This is a genomic window from Streptomyces sp. NBC_00876 (assembly GCF_045207435.1).
GTDB lineage: Bacteria > Actinomycetota > Actinomycetes > Streptomycetales > Streptomycetaceae > Streptomyces.
The window spans coordinates 8,282,403-8,298,887 of sequence record NZ_CP108800.1 but is presented as its reverse complement, the minus strand read 5'-3'; the positions used below and the strand labels follow the sequence as shown (position 1 = coordinate 8,298,887).

At 67.8% G+C, this 16,485-nt stretch carries 15 protein-coding genes and 2 pseudogenes; 10 read left to right on the top strand and 7 right to left on the bottom strand.

Annotated elements, in window-relative coordinates; genetic code table 11:
- Positions 1 to 160: 160 nt before the first annotated feature.
- The gene (locus OG782_RS36175) at positions 161 to 901 is read left to right on the top strand and encodes a class I SAM-dependent methyltransferase (protein WP_406458434.1); all 741 of its coding nucleotides are present in this window, start codon (positions 161 to 163) and stop codon (positions 899 to 901) included.
- A gap of 175 nt (positions 902 to 1,076) precedes the next feature.
- On the opposite strand, the pseudogene OG782_RS36170 reads toward OG782_RS36175, so the two are convergent.
- Positions 1,077 to 1,190, bottom strand: a pseudogene (locus OG782_RS36170) (IS630 family transposase); the annotation flags it as partial.
- A 36-nt stretch (positions 1,191 to 1,226) separates the two neighbouring features.
- The gene (locus OG782_RS36165) at positions 1,227 to 1,592 is read right to left on the bottom strand and encodes a S26 family signal peptidase (protein WP_406458432.1); all 366 of its coding nucleotides are present in this window, start codon (positions 1,590 to 1,592) and stop codon (positions 1,227 to 1,229) included.
- Between the two features lie 148 nt (positions 1,593 to 1,740).
- On the opposite strand from OG782_RS36165, the gene OG782_RS36160 reads away from it, so the two are divergent.
- Both OG782_RS36160 and OG782_RS36155 read left to right on the top strand, forming a co-directional pair.
- Complete coding sequence (locus OG782_RS36160) at positions 1,741 to 1,878, top strand: hypothetical protein (protein ID WP_406458430.1); 138 nt, start codon at positions 1,741 to 1,743, stop codon at positions 1,876 to 1,878.
- Between the two features lie 192 nt (positions 1,879 to 2,070).
- Positions 2,071 to 2,302: pseudogene (locus OG782_RS36155) on the top strand (IS630 family transposase); the annotation flags it as partial.
- Between the two features lie 166 nt (positions 2,303 to 2,468).
- Here the strand turns inward: OG782_RS36155 and OG782_RS36150 are convergent.
- Complete coding sequence (locus OG782_RS36150; protein ID WP_024757633.1) at positions 2,469 to 2,846, bottom strand: nuclear transport factor 2 family protein; 378 nt, start codon at positions 2,844 to 2,846, stop codon at positions 2,469 to 2,471.
- A gap of 130 nt (positions 2,847 to 2,976) precedes the next feature.
- Here OG782_RS36150 and OG782_RS36145 point away from each other — a divergent pair, with 130 nt between their 5' ends.
- Positions 2,977 to 3,810, top strand: coding sequence for an IS5 family transposase (locus OG782_RS36145; protein WP_406458428.1), 834 nt, complete (start codon positions 2,977 to 2,979; stop codon positions 3,808 to 3,810).
- Between the two features lie 131 nt (positions 3,811 to 3,941).
- Here OG782_RS36145 and OG782_RS36140 read toward each other — a convergent pair whose 3' ends face one another.
- Together OG782_RS36140 and OG782_RS36135 are read right to left on the bottom strand one after the other, a co-directional pair.
- Entirely contained in the window at positions 3,942 to 4,742 is an 801-nt protein-coding gene (locus OG782_RS36140) for a GPP34 family phosphoprotein (protein WP_406458426.1), read from the bottom strand.
- Between the two features lie 328 nt (positions 4,743 to 5,070).
- Entirely contained in the window at positions 5,071 to 5,691 is a 621-nt protein-coding gene (locus OG782_RS36135; RefSeq protein WP_406458424.1) for a DinB family protein, read from the bottom strand.
- Positions 5,692 to 5,907: 216 nt separating this feature from the next.
- Here OG782_RS36135 and OG782_RS36130 point away from each other — a divergent pair, with 216 nt between their 5' ends.
- Positions 5,908 to 6,477 (top strand): transposase, encoded by a 570-nt coding sequence (locus OG782_RS36130; protein ID WP_406459455.1) that lies wholly within the window; start codon positions 5,908 to 5,910, stop codon positions 6,475 to 6,477.
- Between the two features lie 157 nt (positions 6,478 to 6,634).
- On the opposite strand, the gene OG782_RS36125 is transcribed toward OG782_RS36130, so the two are convergent.
- Positions 6,635 to 7,231, bottom strand: a complete 597-nt coding sequence (locus OG782_RS36125; RefSeq protein WP_406458422.1) for a hypothetical protein — start codon at positions 7,229 to 7,231, stop codon at positions 6,635 to 6,637.
- A 407-nt stretch (positions 7,232 to 7,638) separates the two neighbouring features.
- On the opposite strand from OG782_RS36125, the gene OG782_RS36120 reads away from it, so the two are divergent.
- Positions 7,639 to 8,067, top strand: coding sequence for a DUF4240 domain-containing protein (locus OG782_RS36120; protein WP_406458420.1), 429 nt, complete (start codon positions 7,639 to 7,641; stop codon positions 8,065 to 8,067).
- A 575-nt stretch (positions 8,068 to 8,642) separates the two neighbouring features.
- Here the strand turns inward: OG782_RS36120 and OG782_RS36115 are convergent.
- Positions 8,643 to 9,389 carry an esterase/lipase family protein gene (locus OG782_RS36115; RefSeq protein WP_406458418.1) on the bottom strand — a complete coding sequence of 249 codons (747 nt, stop codon included), beginning with the start codon at positions 9,387 to 9,389 and terminating at the stop codon, positions 8,643 to 8,645.
- An 896-nt stretch (positions 9,390 to 10,285) separates the two neighbouring features.
- Here OG782_RS36115 and OG782_RS36110 point away from each other — a divergent pair.
- From OG782_RS36110 to OG782_RS36095, 4 genes are all read left to right on the top strand, one after another.
- Positions 10,286 to 12,175, top strand: coding sequence for an ATP-binding cassette domain-containing protein (locus OG782_RS36110; RefSeq protein ID WP_406458416.1), 1,890 nt, complete (start codon positions 10,286 to 10,288; stop codon positions 12,173 to 12,175).
- 290 nt (positions 12,176 to 12,465) lie between these two features.
- Positions 12,466 to 13,191 carry a dienelactone hydrolase family protein gene (locus tag OG782_RS36105; protein WP_406458414.1) on the top strand — a complete coding sequence of 242 codons (726 nt, stop codon included), beginning with the start codon at positions 12,466 to 12,468 and terminating at the stop codon, positions 13,189 to 13,191.
- A gap of 272 nt (positions 13,192 to 13,463) precedes the next feature.
- Positions 13,464 to 14,489: a LacI family DNA-binding transcriptional regulator gene (locus OG782_RS36100; RefSeq protein WP_406458412.1), complete on the top strand. Its 1,026-nt coding sequence runs from the start codon at positions 13,464 to 13,466 to the stop codon at positions 14,487 to 14,489.
- Between the two features lie 595 nt (positions 14,490 to 15,084).
- Entirely contained in the window at positions 15,085 to 16,386 is a 1,302-nt protein-coding gene (locus OG782_RS36095; RefSeq protein WP_406458410.1) for an extracellular solute-binding protein, read from the top strand.
- The last annotated feature ends 99 nt before the right edge of the window (positions 16,387 to 16,485 follow it).

Here is a 16,485-nt window from a genome sequence, read left to right as displayed (position 1 = left end):
CCGGCATCAGGCGGGCGACCACCCGGGAGCAGAGATGCGGAGGGCGGGGTCCTTTGCGGCCCCAGCTGCACGGCGTCGTACAACAGGTGAACCGGTGAACCTTCCCGGTCGCAGCGCAATCGTGTTGACCGCCCCCGGCAGGCAGTGGTTGAGTCGGCCCGTGGACAGCACTTCTGCCAACCGGCGGCTCTGGAACCAGATCAGCAGCACCTATCAGCGCAAGCACGACCCGCAGATCGGTGCATCGCCCCGGTTGTGGGGCACGTACGCCATCCCCGATGCGCACCTGCAAGCCCTGGGTGACGTCACCGGCAAGCGCGTCCTCGAACTCGGCTGCGGCGCCGGCCAGTGGTCCAGGGCGCTCGCCGCTGAGGGTGCCAACGTGGTCGGGATCGACCTGTCCGAAGCCCAGCTCGCCGCGGCAGCTCGCGCGATGGGAGCGGCCCGCTACCCGCTGGTGCAAGGCGCCGCCGAACACCTCCCGTTCGCCGCCGACAGCTTCGACCTGGTGTTCTGCGACTACGGCGGGCTCAGCTGGGCGCCCCCGCACCTGGCCGTCCCGCAGGCCGTACGCGTACTGCGCCGCGGTGGGCGCTTGGTGTTCAACGTCGCGAGCCCATGGTTCGAAGCCTGCTACGACGAAGCCGCCAGCCGCGCAACCACTACGCTGCACCAGGACTACTTCGGGCTGGACGCCATCGCCGAAGGCCAGGGCGCGGTCAGTTATCAGCTCACCTACGGCGGCTGGATCAAGGTCCTGCGCGGCGCAGGTCTCGTCATCGACGACCTCATCGAGCCGCGGCCCGAACCCGGAACAGCCAACGGCTACAACCAGACCGACCCACCTGACTGGGCACACCGCTGGCCGGCAGAAATGCTCTGGGTAACCCACAACCCGTAGGCACCGCCGCACCGAGACGTGAAGGCACCGCACCCTCCCCGGTTGGCCCCAGAAAGTCCTGTCCCACGTGCCATCCGCGGACCGGCGCTGGACCGGACGACACCCAACGAGATCATGCGAAAGTGCCGGGCAGGGGTGGGGTGACACGGCGGGATGTGCTCAAGCCGAACGGATCCTCCTCGGCTATGACCTCACCGTCGGCGATCGTGTAGAGATGCTCACTGCGGGCCTTCTTGGCCGCGCAGTCCGGATCACGGGAGGTCTTCCAGGTCTTCAGGCGTTGAAACGCATAGCTTGGCGGCCAGATGCCACTGGAGCGTCAGGTTCAGGAGAATTCGTTGGAGTCGGCCCCAAGCGTCTTGCCTTCGACTCTTGACCGGGTGGCGCCGTCGACTGCCACACAGATACCAAACACGCGATCGTGGCTGGTCCAGCCATTGATGCGGCCACGATTACTGCTGATCTGCACCCGCTTCCTGGCGGGGTCCACGGACGACACCAAGTGCAAGTAGACCGTCCCGGCGACACGGGCGAGGACGATGTCCCCGACCTCCAACTTCGCCGGGTCGACCGGAGCAACGACCACTTGCTGCCGGCTGCGTATCAGCGGGACCATCGAGGCGCCGCTGGGCCGGAACGCCACGGTGGCCCCGCCAGCAACCCTGCCTGCCACTGCTTCCAATGCGCCCATCCGGCGATCGTGGCAGATTCCCCTGCATCAACCCACCGATTTACTCCTCCGTCTCCACAGGCGAGGCGAGCGTTGCCGGTTGCGGCGCAAGGCACTCTCGAACTCCCACGTTCTGCAACCGTCAGGCGCGCGAGCGGGTCGAAGCGGCATGCGTGCCTGGGGAGGGGCAGCCATCACGGCCGCGCTCGCGGCAATCGGCACCGGCATCGGCACCGGCATCGCAAGCAGCATCCGGCCGGTGTCCAGGGAGCTGGACACCGAGGACCTCCGGCGGTGGACCAACTAGTGTGATGCGCCAGAAATCTTGAAGGTCAGTAAGTACCGTGTTGTCATGTCGCATTCGGGGCCTTCTGCTGTGGCGATCACGTTGTCCGAGGCCGAGCGTGCCGAGTTGTTGCGCCGGACAGAGGTGCCGCACCGGCGCTCGGCTGAAAAGGCCCGCATCATCCTGGCGTGCGCTGAGGGCGGGCCTTGACCCCCGACCTACGCCTCTTGGGCCAACCCCATCGAGGCCCACTTCGGACCGCTGAGGCAGTTCACCATCGCCAACTCCAGCCACCCCAACCACACCGTGCAGACACGAGCCCTGCACGCCTGTCTACGCTGGCGCAACGCCAACGCCCGCCACCGCGACGTCCCTGGCCGCCGAACGCAAGGAACGCGCCCGCATACGAAGCGAGAAGGGCATCCGTTGGGGCGGACGCCCCTCAACACCGCAGCCTGACCAACCGCGAACTTACACAGCCACAGCGCATCATCGGTCCGCTCGTGGCCAAGCGCGGACGACCGAAGCGTTGTGAAGATGATCCCGGCTGGGCAGACCCGGAGCCCGAACGGGGCCAATTCAGGAGAAGGACGGCACCAGAGGAGAATGACTCAGGAGGCGGACGGCTCGATCTCCCCCGCGAAGACGATGACCTGGTCGATGAGGCTCCGCCGCAGATGGACGACGTCCGTTCCCGCCAGGCGGGGGCCTCCATCCGGCGTCGTGAAGACCCACTGGTACCGGGCCCACTCGTCCGGCATGTCCACCGCCGAACAGCGCACCATCGTGCCGGTCCCCGCCGGGTGGCGCCGGATGTCCAGCACGAACCGCTCGACCGCCTCGATCCCCTCACTGCGGCCCAACGGTCCCCAGAAGACCACGTCCGAGGTTAGGGCCTGGGAGAGCAGCGCAGTCACATAGCTGTCGTCCGAGGCGTTGAACGCGGAGATGAATGTGTCGATCGCGGACCGAGCGGTCTCTTCCTGCATGCACCAGTAATACCACTCGCCTCGCGGAACGCGCTCGTCCCGTGAGCCGTCTCCCGACCACGGTGAACCATCCCCGTTCACAGCACTAGGCAGTGTCTTCAGAAGCCCTTGCTTAGTGGATCATGGTCGGGTGAAACGGCGCCATGAACTGTCCGACGTCGAGTGGGAGTTCGTCCGGCCGCTACTGCCCGCGTCGCTGCGAGGGCGGAAGCGGTTGGATGATCGCACCGTGCTCAACGGCATAGTGTGGAAGTTCCGCACCGGGGTGGGATGGCGGGACGTTCCTGAGCGGTACGGCCCGTGGGGCACGCTGCACACCCGATTTCGCCGGTGGGCCCTGGACGGCACTTTCGACCGGATGCTCCGGGCCGCCCAGGCGAAGGCGGACGCGGCCGGGGGCATCGACTGGCTTGTGTCGGTCGACTCCACGGCCGTCCGGGCTCACCAGCACGCCGCCGGGGCACGAAAAGGGGGCAGTCCCGCACTCGGACGCTCCCGGGGCGGACTGACCAGCAAGATCCACCTGGCCTGCGATGCCCTGGGACGTCCGCTCGCTTTCACTGTCACTGGTGGGAACACCAACGACTGCACCCAGTTCACTGCCGTGATGGACGCGATACGGGTGCCCCGCCTCGGACCGGGACGGCCACGGAATCGGCCCGATCACGTCCTGGGCGACAAGGGCTACAGCTCCAAAGCCATCCAGGTCTGGCTCAGACAGCGCGGTGTCGGGCACACAATCCCGGAACGGGCCGACCAGATCCGAAACCGGCTCCGCCGAGGATGCCGCGGCGGGCGCCCGCCAACCTTCGATAAGCAGCTCTACAAACAGCGCAACGTCGTCGAACGCTGCTTCAACCGCTTGAAACAATGGCGCGGCATTGCCACGCGTTACGACAAGACCGCCGAGTCCTACCAGGCAGCAGTCGCTCTCGCATCGCTCCTGATGTGGGCTCGACGCTAAGCTACGGATAGTAGAGGAGCCCCTGACACCATGTCATGTGATGGATGGCGAGGGATGCCCGCACGGCTCGCGTACCGAGTTCCGCCGGGCCCGGGCAAGGTCAAGAGCCGTGCGACTCCCGGCTGTCGGAGTCACCAGCTGGCGTGCCCGTCGCCGTGGTGGCCGGTGCCGCCTGCGCCGCCCTCGGACCAACCGCCGGAGTCCAATCCGTGGCCAAGACCGTGGCCGCCGGTAGTGAAGTCGGCGTAGAGGTCACTGAGCTCGCCGAGGAGTTGGCGGGTGAGGACGTCGGCGCCGGTGGTCAGTGCCGCAGCGAGCGCCACGTCGGCGGCCGGGACCGCTCCGGCGGCTGCGGGGGTGAGAAGGTGCGTTGCGGCGAGGGCGGCCATACGGCGGCGGCCGGTGATGCCGCGCAGTCCAGGGTAGGCGGCAGGGGCGAGGCCCGCGGCCTGGGCAAGCACGGCGAGGGTGAGGTTGCGGTCAGCGGTGGACCTTGCCGAGCCAGAGCGGACCACGCTGTCGAGGCCGATCAGTAGCGCCTGGCGGCGCGGCATGTTCACGGAAAGAATGTCGTTGCGAGTACGGCCGCTGGAATCGCGCCACCGACGGACACGAACCGCCTTCTGGTCCTCCAGTTGGGAGAGGTACTCGATGGTCAGGGAGCGCGGTGTCCGGCGCAGCCAGTCCTTGAGGCCGGGCGGGGGAGTAGCTGCGCCGAGACCTTGCAGGACATTGCTCAGGCGACGGTCTTCGACAGGCCGGGTGTCCAACACCTCGATCCGTCGGCGCCCGACGGCGATCCGTCCGGCCAGGCACAGATCTGCCAACTCCGAGGCCCGCAGGGCGTACCGAAGCCGATTGTCGCTGCGTATGCGTATGCGCTGCCTGCCCGGGACTATCGCGAGCAGGAGTAGTTCATCCCCCGTAGTCATGCCTGCCAGGGTAGGCATGGCGGTCCGCGGAAGGGAGAGCTCCGCAGGATGCTCAGCGTGCTGCTTGTGCCGGAGTGTCTGCCCCCGGGAGTCTGAGCCCGGACGCACAGGCACTTCTGCCAGGACCTGGGCGGGCCTTTACGGCCTGGGGACATGGCGGAACTACTCCTGGCGTAATTGCCGTCTGCCACTCGGCGTTCTGGCGCTGGAAGCGTTGCCGAAACGCCCTGGCAGCTCCACTGCGAGACTATTCCAGCGCCCTGCGGTCGCACGCACCAGACGCAGCGTAGCCGCCCTTCGGGCGACGACGGCAGTTTGACGACAGGGCCTAGGGATGATCCTGGCGCTTGTCATCGTTCACCAGCACATGGTCACGACGGCCGGCCGCTCTGGCGGCCTGCTCGACCTTGGCACGGTGATTCTCCCAGTAGGCCGCATCGTGTTCCTGCATGTCCGTGCTCTGGGTGCCGACCGCACCGTCGAGCTGTTCACGCAGGATGTCGGCATGGCCGGCGTGCCGGTTGGTCTCGGTCAGCACGTGGACCAGGATGTTGAAGAGCTTCACGTCGGGGCGCGGCCACCAGGGCACATGACCGGGCGCGTCGATGTCGAGCGCGTCGATGGTCGCGTCCGCGTGTTCCCATGCGCGCCGGTACAGGCCAATAATCTGTTCACGGGACTCGCCCTCGGCTGCCCAGAGGTCGGTGCCGCTCGCGGCCTTGTTGTCCCAATGGGGCATCGGGTCCGGGAACGGGCGCCCGAAGACCTCGCCGAAATACCTTGCCTCCCAGGTCGCCAAGTGTTTGACGAGGCCGAGAAGGTTGGTTCCAGTGGAGGTCAGGGGACGGCGGATTTCGTACTCGGAGAGCCCGTCGAGCTTCCAGACGATCGCCTCGCGGATTCGCCGCAGATCATTGTGCAGGTACTCTTTCGCGAAATCATCGATCATGACGCACTAGCCTTCCAGGCCCCGCTGGTTTGTTCAACGCGCTGGCTTGGGCCCTTGCCAAGTGTCGTGATCCAACTACGGATTCGTCCTCGTGGGCGGGACTTGGCCCGTCTGAGCATCTTGAATGACGCGAGTGCAACTGTCGGATGTGGAGCGGGTATTCATCGAGCCAGCCATACTTGCCGATGACGGGTACGGTCTGCCCTCGGAGCGCGACTGCGGCAGCGGTTCGAGGGCGTGATCGGGCGCTTCAGGACCGGTGGGCAGTGGCCAGTGATGCCACGGGAGTTCGGCGCCTGTGCGACCGTCCACGACCGCCGCCGGCAGTGGAGGCACGCCGACGTCTTCGAGGCCCTGTTGGAGGGCCTGATCTCGCAGGCCGCGAAGCGGGGCGACGTGGAACTGTCCCTGGCCGGCGTCGACTCCACCACCGCGAGTGCTCACCACGGCGCTGCTGTGATGCACCTGGCCGAGTACATCATCACCGCCCAGGAAATGGCCACCGCTCGGAGGAGAAGGCCAGACAAGGCAAGGAGGGGCCGCCTCGAAGAACGAGGCGGACCAGGCGGACCAGCCGGAAGGAGATGGGCGGTCGGGGCGCGGGCGTCCGGTCTCCTGCGACGCCGAGTTGTTCAAGGAGCGCGACACCGAGGAAAGACGCGTCAGCAGGATCAAGGGCTGGAGGGACCGGCCACGCGCTTCGACAAGAGGTCCGACAGCTACACGGTGGGGCTTGAGCTGCGCGGCCCGGTCATCTGCTCGCGCCGCCTCCACTCCGCCACGTGATGACGACTCGGAACAGGCCAGGTAGTCGATGAGCTGTAGCAGGCCATGTCTCTTCGTATCGCCCACTCGGCCGACGTACGGGACAGCTCATGACCGGCGGCGGCCAACACAGCAACCGCCTCCCCTTGCGGCACCGGGGGCGCCGCCGTCTCCCCGCTCAGCGAAGACCGCGCTTCTCGCGTTCGGCCTCGACCAGCTCCTCCATGAGTTTCTCCGGGTCCACCCCGTACGCGGTGTCATCCAGGGCGTCGTAGTCCTGGATACCCAGCGGCAGGCCGAGCACGGCGAGTTCGGCGGCCAGCTGTGTGAACGCGATTCCCTCATCGGGTTCATCCTGATAGCTCGACCGCTCGGCAACAACCCCCTCGGTCAGGGTGAGGCCGACCAGGGTCCAGAAGCTGAACTCTGTGTCCAGCTCTATGAGGTGCCAGGCACGGTCCGCGGGCTCGCCGGGGTGCAGCCAGTAGCCGATCCATCCCTTTCCGCCCTTCGCTACGAGCTTGACGTACTTGGCCATCTCCGCGGCTGCTGCGTTGAGGGCCTGCATCTCCGGGTCCGCGAGGTCCTTTTCGCTCAGATAGCTGGTGTCCAGGAGCGGGTGGAGCTCTCCCGCCTCGAAGAAGTCGAGGTCGAGAAGGCGGGTGAAGTCGTTGCGGCCTTCCCATTGCGCCACGAGCAACACGCGCAGATCGTCGGGTATCGGACGACCGTCCAGCCGCTCGCGGGAGAACTCGGCGAGCCGTTCGTCGTACATGTGCCTTCTCCAGAGGTCGAAGCAGGATCCTCTCGTCAACGTAACAGCGGTGTCTGACAAGAGGACGGGTATGCAGGGGACTGCCCGCCACCCCCGCGATCCTGACTCGGAAAAGGTCCCAGCCGCCCGAAGCCCGCGCCCAGCAAGCATTCCCGGCCCTCTGGCCAACCGGGAATCCGACAGCACCTCACGGACTGCCCTCGCCGGTCATCTGTGACTGTCTGCGGCCGAGGAGCCGCCAACGCATCCGTGTCGTCCCACGCGCACCGGCGTCAGTCCGCCGGGGCACCGGCTGAATGAGCCGGCACCCCCGAGAACCTGGGCGAGGGAGAACGTCCGCGGTCGTCGGCGGTATACACATCGGCCGGGAGCCGGAACTGTCAGACCCTTGCGGCATGCTCACCGACATGAACGAAGACGCCTTCTGGCAGCTCATCGAGGAATGCAGGCCCCCGGCACCCGACCCGGACGCCGAACTCCTTGCAGCCGCAGTGACCGAGCGGCTCGTCCAGTCCCCGTTGTCGCTGGTCATAGGCTTTGCCGAACAGCTGTCATGGGCGCTCTACCGACTGGACCGCAAGGAGTACGGACACAACCTGTCCGATGATCCATTCCTCTACACCCGTGCCGCGGTCGTCGCCGCAGGCCGCACCGTGTTCGACAGCGTCCTCCGGGATCCTGCGGCGTTCGCTCCCTACGCCAATGACCTCATTTGGGCCGAGAGCCTGCTCTACGCACCTGACCAGGCATACGTACGCATCACCAGGGAGGAGTGGGACCGCGACACCGGCTACTCCTACGAGTCGCACTCGAACACCGAAGGATGGGCTGATTGAACGCCCTCGTTCTGCCCTCGGTGACGAACTGCCAGAGCCGTTGGTCATCCTCACGGAATGGGTTACAGAGCCAAGTACCGACAGGAGATGCGCACGATTCCGGGTTCTTGCTCAGCTTCCGTGAGGAGAGCACGCCGCGTCACGCTTGAGCGTCTCGGCAGTATGCGGGCCTGTCCGGGAAGAGCGGGAGGGAGCCGACCGGATTCGAACCGGCGTCCTCCCACATGCCGTGAAGGCACGACTACCACTGCGCTACGAACCCCATCCCGCCGACGATCGTACGAGCACCTGCGTCGAGCCCTGCACGGATACCTGCGCATCGGATCACTCGACGTGGCGGCAGCATCAAAGAAGTTGAGCCGGAACCCGTCCTCGTGAGCAGAACCACCCCGCAGACCCCGCCGGCCATGGGCCCCTGCAAGGCAGTCACCGAGGTCAGCGGCAACCCGCCGAGCGGGAGCGGGAGTCAGTGACGGCCGGATTGCGCCTCACCGGCCGCTCTGCCCGAGCACACGACGCGTCTCGTCCCCGGCATCACAGATGCCGAGGACGAGACTTCCGGGTCGCTCAGCAGGTCAGGAGGCGATGAAGCGGGCAACCCGGCCCAGCACAACCGTGTCCGTCAGGTACCCGATGTGGGTCTGGCAGGCCACGTTGTTGTTCGTCGCGCCGTTCAGCCGGGTGCTCGTGTACGGGAGGATGATGCCGTCACACGCCGAGTACCAGGTGGCGTACTTGGTGTCACCCGGCGTCTCGTCGCCCGCGGTGATCTGGGAGATGAACGAGGAACCCGGGTACATCTGCTGGCAGGTCGTGTAGATCAAGCAGGCACCCGCGTACGTGGTTCCGTGGTTCGCGCCGGCGATCGAGGCCAGGTGGCTGACGCTGGTGTTGCCGCCCAGCACCTTCAGGTAGTACTGGCTGACGAGGCCGCCCATCGAGTGATTGACGATCGCGACCTTGCTCGCGCCGGTTCGGGCCTTCACGCCATTGACGAAGGAGGCCAGGCCCTGGGCGTTGGTGATGTTGTTGCCGTAGGAGTTGTACTCGTATGCGAAGAGGTTGGAACTGGACCAGCCGTTGAGCTGGAAGACACTCATGGCTGTGACCCAGTTGGAGGCGTTGCCGGTGTACCCGTGGACGAAGACGACCGGCGTGCTGGTCGACAGGGGCTGAGCGGCGACTTCAGCAGAATTCGTGGCCGAGGCGGATGCGGTCGCGGTCTCGGCCGCCCCGGCCGTCGACGCCGAGGAGAACATGGTGAACGCGATCGTGACGGCCGCGAGGATGCCGAGGAGACGGCGGGGTGAACGACGACGCATGGTGCACTCCTGACAGGGATGCGGGGATACGGGGATGCGGATGCCTGCCCGGCCAAGAGTCGGGGAGCGGAGTGTGGGCGTCATCGGCGAAATCACCGGCGTTCGCGCGGCAGGGCGCGGCACCGGGCCGATCCGACGCCTGGCGCACCCTGTCGGACCGGGCCACTCAGCCCCTATCGCTTGAGCAGTACGGACTCTCGGGCGAAGTACCGGTGGCGTCGGTGACCTGTGTGATGTTTGCTGCCGGTCCTGTCGTGGTCACGAGGCTTCGTCCGGCCTCTGCTTCGGCGAATCGACGTCGTGGACGGGCGGATCATGTACGTCGAGGTGCTCGAAAGGAATCCCCTGCGGGACGTACGCGTGCCCTTGTCCGAGCAGTCCGGTCCGGGGTCTTCGCCACAGGGTGTGATCACAGATTCGAGTAGCCGTGCCCTGTGGAGCCGGCAGCGCGAGGACCCGAGGATCGACGGCGTCCTGAGCAGTGGGGGGCCCGCCGCCAACCGTGTCACCTCACCGCCCCCTCGCGGCCCCTTCGCCCGGATCTGCGGCCACCGCTGCGGCTGCTGCGCTGGAATCACTGACGGATGAGCCTCCTGGCCACTCCGGGCCGCGTCGCACAGCACCTCGACCTCACGGTCAACTGCGCCGGGCCTGCCCTTGATCCCTGATTCGGGCCGAGGAAAACCTCATCTGCCACACGCGTTTCAGGCACCGGCGATTCGGCCAATCCGCAGCGCTTCGCCCAGGCTTCAGAGCGCCGATGGCAGGTCCGACCCCGTGGTGCTCAAGGGGTCCAGCGCGTCCGAAATCGAGCGTGTTCGATTCCCTCTCGACGTCGTTATGCCGTGCACTGCCGAGCCATCCGCGTGCGGCACCGACGCCAAGGAGGGACACAGGTGACTGTGACCGACACCTCGACCGAATACGCGAAGAAGCCTCCCCCTCCCCCGCCGGCGACCATCTCCTTCGAAGGCAAGCACGGCAAGAATCCGCTGGCAGAGGCCAGTTTCGGAGCAATGTGCCGGCGCCTGCCCAGCGTGCTCGGGCACACTGCGCGCATGGCCTGGGCCGTCGACAGGCCCGGTGTCGTGCTCCTTCTCCTCTGCCAGGTCCTGACCGGTGCCGCCGCCGCCTGCGTCCTCGCGTTCACCGCGACAGCCATGACCCATCTGCTCGGTACGGGTACCGTGCCCGAACGCCTGCACGGGGCGCTGCCGCCCCTGATCGTGGTGACGGCCGCCGCGAGCCTCGGCAGGGTCAGCAGCGCCCTGTCCTCCTACGCCGACGGGCGGATCACACCCCTGCTCATGACCGAGGCGGACATCTCGCTCGTCTCCGCCGTGTGCCACGTGGAGACGTCCGCGTACGGAGAGGACGGTTTCGCCGACCGGCAGGAGGCCGCCGAGGTCGGTGTCACACGGACCCGGATGATGGTCCAGGACGCACAGCGGTTCATGGCGGCCCTCGTCCGCATGATCGCCGCGAGCGCGGTCATCGCGGCGCTTCACTGGATGATTCTCCCTCTGCTCCTGCTCGCGGTGCTCCCCGCCGGCGTCGGCGCTGTGCTGACCGCCCGTGTCGACTACGAGACCCACTATCTCAACGTCGGCGACCGCAACGTCCGCTCCATGATGCGCTGGTGGGCCACGTACTCCCGCTACGGTGACGAGGTCCGTGCGAACGGCATGACCGGCTACCTCATCTACTGGTACCGCTCGCTCTCCGACCGGATCGATCAGCGCACGCTGACCGCCGCGCCTCGCATGCTGCGCATCGTTCTGGCATCCAGCGCGCTGGGCGGCGCCTTCCTGCTGAGCACCTGGGCCACGCTTGCCTGGCTGGCGACCACCGGACGGGTCGCTCTGCCCGTGGCGGCCACCGCTGTGGTCGCCGTCCAGACCACACTCACCGCTCTCTCGCAGTTCGTCACCCACGGCGCCGCGATGTTCCACACCTCCCTCTACATGGCCGACATGCGGTCCTTCCTCGACATGGCGGATGAACGCGCCCCCAAGCGCGGTGAGCAGACCATCCCGGAGCATGTGGACGAGATCCGGCTCGACGAAGTCGTGTACCAGTACCCCGGCAAGGCGGAGCCGGCCGTCGCCGGCGTCTCGCTCACACTGCGCCGCGGCGAGATCCTCGCCATCGTCGGTGAGAACGGCTCGGGCAAATCAACGCTCACCAAACTCATCACCGGAATTCTTCTCGCCGACAAGGGCCGCGTCCTGTGGGACGGCATCGACCTCGCCCAGACCGATCCGGCCGCCCTGTGGAAGCGCACCGCCCTCGTACCTCAGAACTTCGCCTGCTGGCCACTGCGCGCCCGCGAGAACATCACCCTCGGCCAGCCCAAGACCCTCGACGACGGACCGGTGTGGGACGCCATCGACGCCGTCGGGATGCGGAGCGCGCTCGAGAAACTCCCCCAGCAGCTCGACACCCTTCTCGCCAAGGAGCTGTGGGGAGGTGCCGAACTGTCCGGCGGTCAGTGGCAGCGCCTTGTGGGCGGGCGCGCGCTCTACCGGCAGACGCCCCTGCTGATCCTCGACGAGCCGACTTCCCAGATGGACGCACGCGGCGAACACAAGATCTTCCTGGAGATCAAACGCATCGCTGCCGAGCGCATGACCATCGTCGTCACGCATCAGCTGGAGAACACCCGCCTGGCCGACCGCATCATCGTCATGGATGAGGGCCGAGTGATCGAGCAGGGTGGGTACCAGGACCTGGCGAACGCCGGCGGACTCTTCGCCGAGCTCCTAGCCCTGGCCAAAGACCGCTGAGAAGCGCCTCCGCCGCAGCGGCCCGAGGCCCGGCCCGGGCCTCGGCCCCGGCCTGGGCCTCGGCTGGACGCTCCCGACGCGACTGGACAACCGCACTGTCGCGGCCGCCGCACGCTCGGCTCTGGCGGCGTCCAGCCGGGCCGCGGCGGCGATGACGCGTTCGGCCGAGAGACGGAGTCGTCCCCAGCCGCAGTGGCTGAGGCCGGCGAGGCCTCCCCGGCGACCCGCGTAGTTCTGCCCACGGTGAAGACCGGCCCGACCGGGCTCGACGATCATTACAGTCCAGTCTCATGACGACGGTCACCACGAGCACAATCGAGTACCCGGCCGACGGCCTGACGATGATCGGACACCTCGCGCTCCCGGCCGGTGCCGGCCGTCGGCCGGCAGTCCTGATCGGGCCCGAGGGGCCGGGGCTGAACGACTTCCAGCGCCGCCGCGCCGACGCCCTCGCCGAACTCGGTTATGTGGCGCTGGCCTTCGATCTGCACGGCGGGCACTGGTTCACCGACCCGCAGGAGATGCTGGCGCGCGTGATGCCGCTGCTCGCCGACCCCGACCGGATGCGGGGTATCGGCCATGCGGCACTCGATGTGCTGTGCGCCGAACCACGCACCGATCCCGACCGGATCGCCGCTGTCGGCTACGGCACCGGGGGCGCGATCGCGCTGGAACTCGGCCGCGACGGGGTGGACCTGCGGGCGATCGGAACGGTAAACGGACTGACCACGGGCCGACCGGGCGAGGCGGCGCACATCCGATGCCCGGTGTGGGCCGGGGTCGGATCGGAGGACCCGATCATGCCCGCTGAGCAACGGGAGGCCTTCGCCGCCGAGATGCAGGCCGCAGGTGTCGACTGGCGCCTCGTGGTCTACGGCGGGGCCCTGCACGCCTTCCACCACCCGCCGGTCGACCAGACCGTGCTCCCCGGCGTCGGCTACCACCCGCAGCACGCTCAGCGAGCCTGGCGCGACATCGTCGGCCTGCTCGCCGAGTGCATGCCGGTAACGGAGTGAGCCAGTGGCTCTGCTCGCACCCCTGACCGCGGAGCTGCTCCCACGACACGACGGGCAGCAGCTCCGCGTCGTGCGGCCGCGCGCTGAGTCTGCGCTCCAGCGTGGGCCCCGGCAGACACGAGCTCTCTCTCACCGGACCGCGGAAGCACCACAACCCTGGGAGCGCTCTCAGCCCGATTCCGTCTGCGGATAGTCTGGTCGGAGCCGGCCACCCGGCCGGACCGGAACCCGCATCGCAGACAGAGCAGAGCCGCAGACGAGGAGCGCCCGCCTTGCCCGAGCAGACCACGGGGTCCCGCCCCACGCTGGAAGCCGTCGCCGCGCATGCCGGCGTGTCCCGGGCCACGGCCTCGCGGGTCGTCAACGGCGGCGCGGGTGTGCGCGCCCCGTTGGTGGACAAGGTACGCAAAGCGGTCGAGGAGCTCGGCTACGTTCCCAACCACGCGGCCCGCACACTGGTCACCCGGCGAAACGGCGCGGTCGCGGTGATCATCGCGGAGCCCGAGTTCCGGATCTTCTCCGACCCCTTCTTCGAACAGCAGGTACGCGGCATCAGCCGGGAGCTGACCGCGCACGACGCCCAGCTGGTACTGCTGTGGGTCGAGGGGCCCGGCGATCACGACCGGATCGCCCGCTATCTCGGCGGCGGGCATGTGGACGGGGCGCTGGCGTTCTCCTTGCACAACGACGACGAACTGCCCGCCCTCATCGGGCGGACGGGCATCCCGACCGTCTTCGGTGGGCGTCCGACGGCGGGCTCCGACATGGCCGTGCCCTTTGTGGACTGCGACAACCGGGGCGGCGCGCGGGAGGCCATCCGGCATCTGCTCTCGCTCGGCCGCCGGCACATCGCGCATATCGCGGGCCCGCGCGACCAGGCGGCCGCGCTGGACCGGATCGACGGCTACCACGACGTGCTGTTCGATGCCGATCCATCACTTCTGTGCCAGGGCGACTTCACCGAGGAGAGCGGCGCCCGCGCGATGGCCGAGCTGCTCGACCGGCGGCCGGACGTCGATGGCGTGTTCGTCTCCAATGACCTCATGGCCTCGGGAGCTCTGCGCACCCTGCGCGAGCGCGGGGTGCGGGTTCCGAAAGACGTGGCTGTGGTCGGCTTCGACGACATGCCGTCCGTCGTGCGGACCACGGAACCGGCCCTGACCACCGTCCGGCAGGACATCGAGGGCATGGGCCGGCTGATGGTCAAGCTGCTGATGCGGCAGCTCGATGACACGGGCGGCCAGGTCCCTGCGTCGGTGATCACCCCTACCACCCTGGTGCGGCGCGCCTCGGCCTGAGGATTCCCGGAAGCACGCCATGAGCCGGTAACCGGCAGGGCACCTCCGGCGGCTGCGGGCACCTCCGGCGGCTGCGGGCTCCTCGCCGGCGAGTGTCGCCTCGGTGCGCAACTGGAATGTGCTGGGGGTCTGCGACTCCGGCGGCCGGGTGGGGTCCGCACCACGCCCCACCGCGTACCGACAATCCCCGCGTCTGACGGCCCCCGCAGCGGCGACCCCGTACTGGCGATCCCCCTGGACGCTTCGACTGAACACGCTGGACGCATACGGGACTTGCCGGAGGAGAGAGTATCCGCCCGGGCGATGGAGCGGTCGCCCGCTCCGCCCCGGCGCGGGTCGCGCACCGGGCGAGGGCGGCATCGGTGGGGCGATCCTCTGGTCATCGGGAGGATGTTGTGCGCTGCCGGAAACGTAAAACTCCCGAAGACGGATGTCAACACGTGGAACGCAGCGGGGACTTGAGGCCGAGTCCAACCCGTTATGCCTTCGAGTCTTGACGGGACGCACAGCCGAGAGGCACGCTCCAGGCGCTGGTTTGAGAGCGCTCTCAAGAGAGGCGACTCTCGTTCGACCCCTGAGCCGAGGGAGGCTTCCCATGCCCATTGCCCGAGCCGCCACAAGAGCCACCGTCCGCATCGGGGCGGTCGCGCTCGCCGGGGCGCTGCTCGCTGCCTGCGGAGGTTCGTCGGATGAGACCTCGGACAGTACGGGCGGCAAAATGACGATCACCGTCGACCTGTTCGGATCCTTCGGCTACAAGGAGGCCGGGCTCTACGCCGCGTACGAGAAGGCCAACCCGGGCGTCACCATCAAGCAGACCGACACCGAGGACGAGGCCGACTACTGGAAGTCCCTCCAGACCCGGCTCGCCGGCGGCGGCGGACTCGCCGACGTCCAGGGTATCGAGGTGGGCCGGATCGCCTCCGTCACGCAGCAGCAGTCCGACAAGTTCGAGGACTTGAAGAAGTACGGCGCGGACGAGCTCAGGAGCAAGTTCGCGCAGGCCAAGTGGGCCGCCGCCACGGGGAAGAACGGTGAGGTCCTGGGACTCGGCACGGACGTGGGCCCGGAGGCCATGTGCTACCGCACGGACCTGTTCAAGAAGGCCGGGCTGCCGACGGACCGCGAACAACTGGCCCGCAAGTGGTCGACGTGGGACGGCTACCTCGAGCTCGGCAAGCAGTACAAGCAGAAGGCACCCGCCAAGAGCGCCTGGCTGGACAGTGTCGGCAGCCTCTACTCGATCATGATCGGGCAGGAGGAGAAGCGCTACTACGACGCCTCGGGCGCGCTGATCTGGGAGACCAACCCCGCTCTGAAGACGGCCTGGAACACCTCCGTCGCGGCGGCGGACAGCGGCTTGAGCGCCAAGCTGGACCAGTGGTCACCGCAGTGGAACCAGGCGTTCGCGGCCGGCTCCTTCGCCACGATGCCGTGCCCTGCCTGGATGCTCGGATACATCAAGGGTCAGGCCGGTGACGCGGGCCAGGGCAAGTGGGACATCGCGACGCTGCCCGGCGGTGCGGGCAACTGGGGCGGCTCGTACCTCGCCGTGCCGAAGGCAGCGAAGAACAAGGAGGCGGCCTACAAGTTGATCGAGTGGCTCACAGCCCCCCGGCAGCAGGCCAAGCTCTTCGAGAAGCAGGGCAACTTCCCCTCCTCCACCGGCGCGATCGAGCAGGTCGCCGATGCCAAGGACCCGTACTTCTCCAACGCCCCGATCGGCAAGATCTTCGGCGCCGCCGCCAAGGCCGCCCCGGTTCAGGTTCTCGGTGTCCACGACCAGAACGTGGCCCAGCAGATCACCAACGCGCTGAGCGAGGTCGAGCGCAAGGGCACGGCCCCGGACAAGGCGTGGGCGAACGCGAAGAAGGGCGTCGAGAACACCATCGGCTGACCCCCGGACCTCACCGCACCCCCTTCCCGCAGCCGGATCCGACCCACGGGCTCATAGCTCCCCAGCCGGATCCGGCCCACGGGCCCATTTCCCCTGCGG